A 4,264-nucleotide genomic window follows, 5' to 3' on the forward strand; every position below is an offset into this window, starting at 1 on the left:
GATCGGCAAAATCATTAAGAACACAAAAGTGATCATTATCGCGTAATTTTCGTGATCAAAGCTTAATGAGAATAAGCGATCAAAGTTAATGCCATTGGGTGATCAAAGCTGGTGAGAATATGCAAGCACATAACGAGCCTATAGAATTACTCGTTTTTAATTTATTTTTATTGATGCATTAACTATAGCCGAGTTCCTATTTTGATTCAATCGACAACTGACTTTCGCGTAAAAGAAGACTTCGTGTTGTTTTAATTGGCGTTTTTGCAGGTGTTTGAGTGGCTTTTTTGAGAAGTTATGGGCTATCTTTATTAATATAATGTGTTTAATGCATGCTAACATTAGTCTTCAAGCTCATCCTCATTTCCTTCTCTTTCTCTGCTCTTTGTGCAAAAGGTCTTTAGGTTCAGAGATGCTGCGCTTTAGAGGGCTATAAGCAAATGCTTTACTAATAACGTAAGGATTATTGCGCAGCGACCCTTGTAAGTATTTGTCGCAAGCGACTTGCATAACTGGTGCATCGACAGACGAAGTAAACGAATTTATTTATTGATTTAAAGTAAGCGTATAGCTAACGTTTGTTTTGGTTTCTGTGTAAATACAAAAATAGCTCTATACAGTGAACTAGGAACTATAAGCAACATACCAAGTAACGCTGGAAACACCCCAAAAATAAAACCAAAAGCGAACCCTGAATTTTCTACTTGGGAAAACAAAGCTACGAACCCAAACTAGGCGATAGATATTAAAAAGAAAACGGCTCCGAGTGAAATCGAAAAAAGTGCCATTCTTAAAAACTCCTTTTCAGATAACGCCTAACTCACCAGACCGAACGAAGTGGAACAAATTTGCATACAACATACAATAAACGAAGCGAATGCAAATTTGAGGAACGTAGTTCGGGTCTGGTGCGGTGATTTGTTATGTGTTTGTTACTAAATAAAAATATAAGGGTATTGTTAACCAAATACCACCGAAAATACCATTTTTGCTTAGCCTACCAAACACACCACCCTGAGCGCCTACAAATAAAGCAAAAACTATAACTAATGCTGCTAAAAACAATACCCAAAATTGATTTATAAATAGAATCGGCCATAACACGCACAAAGTTCCTAGCGTTGCTTGCAACACCCACTTTAAGGAAGAAATCTTATCTTCTCGATATCTGGTACTAAGCCATAGGATAAGAATATATAGACCGATACATGTAGAGGTTAAAAACAGTAGTTTCATTTGAGATTACACATAACACCAATTTAAGCGGCGTTTTGGCGCTCTTCCAAAATCTCCGCCTTCAAATTTTTTGTTATTTTTCATCTATCTAACGTCCGATTCCTGAATAGATTAGCCATACAGAAAAAATTAGTAATATATTGCAAATCACTGTTTTTAACCAACCAATTAAAATACGTTCATTCTTATGACTTAAAAATAAATAATAAGGTACAAAATGAAATACAACCAATACCAAAATTACAAAAAGTATCTGTCCCGGTATAGCCCCTAACACATTAAAGTATTTCTCCATTAATCGGGGTAGTAATGCAAAAAGTATAATCACAGAAAAACTTTTCCAACCAACTTTATTGATTACCTCATGAGACTTTTGTGCATAAAGGACATATAAATTCGGCGTTGGCAAAATATTCTCCTAACATTTTAGTATTTATGCGACACGCAGTTTGTGTTGCATAATCGCTTGTTGGACTGAGGCGCTACCTGCTCGGTGTGTCAGAGTTGGTGTTACTTATGCTATGGGAATTTGCTTTTTATGGCCTAAGCGATATCAAGCCAACTTTACTGGCGTGTCTATCGTATCTAAGCTATCCCTGCGTTACTCAGCGTTTATTATGCACCTATTAAACCTAATGTTTCACCGTTAAGCAATGATCTTTTTCTCACGCACAATCGCGAGTAGCCTGAGCAGTTAAGCAGGTTAACTCATTGATTTAATACAGCAAGCAAAGCTGCTAACTCGTTCGAACTATTTCATTCGTCGAAATATCTGAGGTTATCACACCAATAAACCGTAAGATACCAACCTTACATGACTGACAAGGCCAATACGGTATCAATGGTTCTTGCTCTGTTTTGGGCTTCACCGCTTTGCATGCGGTGGATACATGAGCCCTTATCAGGGCTAACTTTCGCTTACGACACGCATTAGCTAAAAAACCATAGTGGCGAATGCGCATAAACCCTTTCGGCAATACATGTTGTAAGTAGCGCCGTAAAAATTCATCACAACTCAGTGTCATTACTTTATCGCGGTTGTTATCTGCATAATCGCGATATTTAAAGCTCACTGACTGCTCATTCACTGATACTAATCGTGATTCTGACATCACGCCTTTTCGGGTATAACGCGCAAGGTAACTCACTAGCTTTTCACTGTACGTTAAACAGGCTTTGCTATACACGCACCATTTGGTTGGCGTGTTTATCTTCGCGAATGAACTATCGCATTCATTGAGCGCCGCCAGCATTTTTCCTCTAAAGACTGTTGATAACGCTTTTACGGGGTATAAATAGCCTTTTTCTATTTCATGCCAGTGCGTTTTTTCAAGTGCACCTGCGGGTATCAAACAATGCAAGTGGATATGCTGACAAGCGTACTGCCCCCATGTATGCAGTACGCTTGTCATGCCTAACTGGCCATGCATCTTTCGTTTCGCAAATTTACACAGCGTTTGCCATACGGCTTTAAACAAACACTGGTACAACACACTTGGGTTATAGTGAGCAATGATATTCAACTCATGAGGGAGCGTAAAAACAAGGTGGAAATACCGACACGGTAATAAATCCTCTTGCTGTTTTTGCACCCATTTAGCCGTAGCCATGCCTTGGCAACGTGGACAGTGGCGGTCTCGGCAACTACACCCAATCTGCTGCGACTCACCACAGGCATCACATTGCCATGCTTGATAACCGAGCTGACCCGTTCTGCATGATTGAAGGTGCTGACAGACACGTAGCTGCTGATAGCTCATCGTATGATGTTGCCGATAATTCTCAAGATTTGAGTTTAAAATATCAGCGAGGTGCAAAGCGCTCATTGTTTACTCCAACTCGCAAGCAAATCAATGCCGCCATGCCCTAACTCAGGTAACCAGTGTAAGTAACTTTGTGTCGTTTTAATATCACTATGACCAAGCTGATGTTGCAATTGATGAAGTGGCATTCCTGATTCAAGTTGATATGTTGCATAAGCATGGCGTAGTGCATGTGGATTACTGTGTTTTAAACCACACGCTTGTGCGTGTTTTCTCAATGGCTTCCTGAAGGTCGATGCTGACATAGGTTTATCCATTAACAATCGCGAGTAAAACATCCAACCCGTTGGGTGATACATTTCCCAGTAACTGCGTAATTGGTTTAGTACGCTATCTGAAACTACAACATACCGTGACTTATCCCCTTTACCTTGTTCAATTAAAATGGTTTTACGCTGGCCATCGATGTCTTGCACTTTGATACGTAACAATTCGCCAATACGTAAACCGCACCCATAGCAAACCACTATTAACGTTTTTAGTCGCATATCATCCGTACAGCTTTCTATCAGCCGCCGCATATCATCACGTGATAAATAGTTAGGTCCGCGCGACTTCGCTTTTGGCAGTGCAATATCTAAGTTCAATGGCCGATGTAAAATATTCTTAAACAAGAACCAAATACTGTTTATTTGTATTTTCTGACTTGCTCTAGAAAGTTTACGAATAGCGGGATCGTTAAAAAAGGCGTTAAGCTCGTCATCCGTAATCGAGTCAAGCGGTTTATTAAAATAGTGACTGAGTTTAAGTAAATGTTCACAGTAGCTTTTACATGTACTTTGCGAATAACCTCGATAGGCTATTTCAGTTTTGACTTGTTCAATGAGTGTATTCATGACTTACCTCCAAGTTATGGGATAACCCCAAGGTAAGTGTGGCTCAAATGGTCAGAATAGGATCTCCGCGTAGCGGCTTAGTTCAACAATTTTATAGTGCGCGAAGGGCGGATCTTTCTACTACGACCACGCTCATTTTTTACTTTATATAGTTTTAACAAATTAGCTAAGGTATTACTATCACTAAGTTTTCTATTATCTTTAAGCAAAACTAAATAAAACAATATACACGCGCCGCACATATCCCAGGGCAAGAGCATGAAAAAAGCCTATGATTTCAATACCTTTTCAAGGTAACCTGTACTGCGCATAGCTTTTTTCTGTTTTGCGGGCATGCCTTTATTAAAGCTTGTTTCTGCTTTTAGCTGA

At 39.3% G+C, this 4,264-nt stretch carries 4 protein-coding genes; all 4 read right to left on the bottom strand.

Features of this window, described 5'->3' with window-relative positions; genetic code table 11:
- Positions 1-921: 921 nt before the first annotated feature.
- Positions 922-1,104 (bottom strand): hypothetical protein, encoded by a 183-nt coding sequence (locus tag H5186_RS22165; protein ID WP_182795008.1) that lies wholly within the window; start codon positions 1,102-1,104, stop codon positions 922-924.
- A 220-nt stretch (positions 1,105-1,324) separates the two neighbouring features.
- The gene (locus H5186_RS22170; protein ID WP_182785425.1) at positions 1,325-1,645 is read right to left on the bottom strand and encodes a hypothetical protein; all 321 of its coding nucleotides are present in this window, start codon (positions 1,643-1,645) and stop codon (positions 1,325-1,327) included.
- Positions 1,646-1,973: 328 nt separating this feature from the next.
- Positions 1,974-3,062, bottom strand: a complete 1,089-nt coding sequence (locus H5186_RS22175; protein ID WP_182795009.1) for an IS91 family transposase — start codon at positions 3,060-3,062, stop codon at positions 1,974-1,976.
- Positions 3,059-3,895, bottom strand: coding sequence for a tyrosine-type recombinase/integrase (locus H5186_RS22180; protein ID WP_182795010.1), 837 nt, complete (start codon positions 3,893-3,895; stop codon positions 3,059-3,061). Before H5186_RS22180 ends, H5186_RS22175 begins: the two co-directional genes overlap by 4 nt.
- Positions 3,896-4,264 lie beyond the last annotated feature (369 nt).

The organism is Pseudoalteromonas sp. SG41-2 (assembly GCF_014164535.1).
In the GTDB taxonomy this organism is placed as follows: Bacteria; Pseudomonadota; Gammaproteobacteria; order Enterobacterales; family Alteromonadaceae; genus Pseudoalteromonas; species Pseudoalteromonas rhizosphaerae.

Bases quoted from the DNA above. Each gene is read 5' to 3' on its own strand.
- H5186_RS22180 (WP_182795010.1), bottom strand. From the start codon at position 3,895: ATGAATACACTCATTGAACAAGTCAAAACTGAAATAGCCTATCGAGGT.
- H5186_RS22175 (WP_182795009.1), bottom strand. From the start codon at position 3,062: ATGAGCGCTTTGCACCTCGCTGATATTTTAAACTCAAATCTTGAGAAT.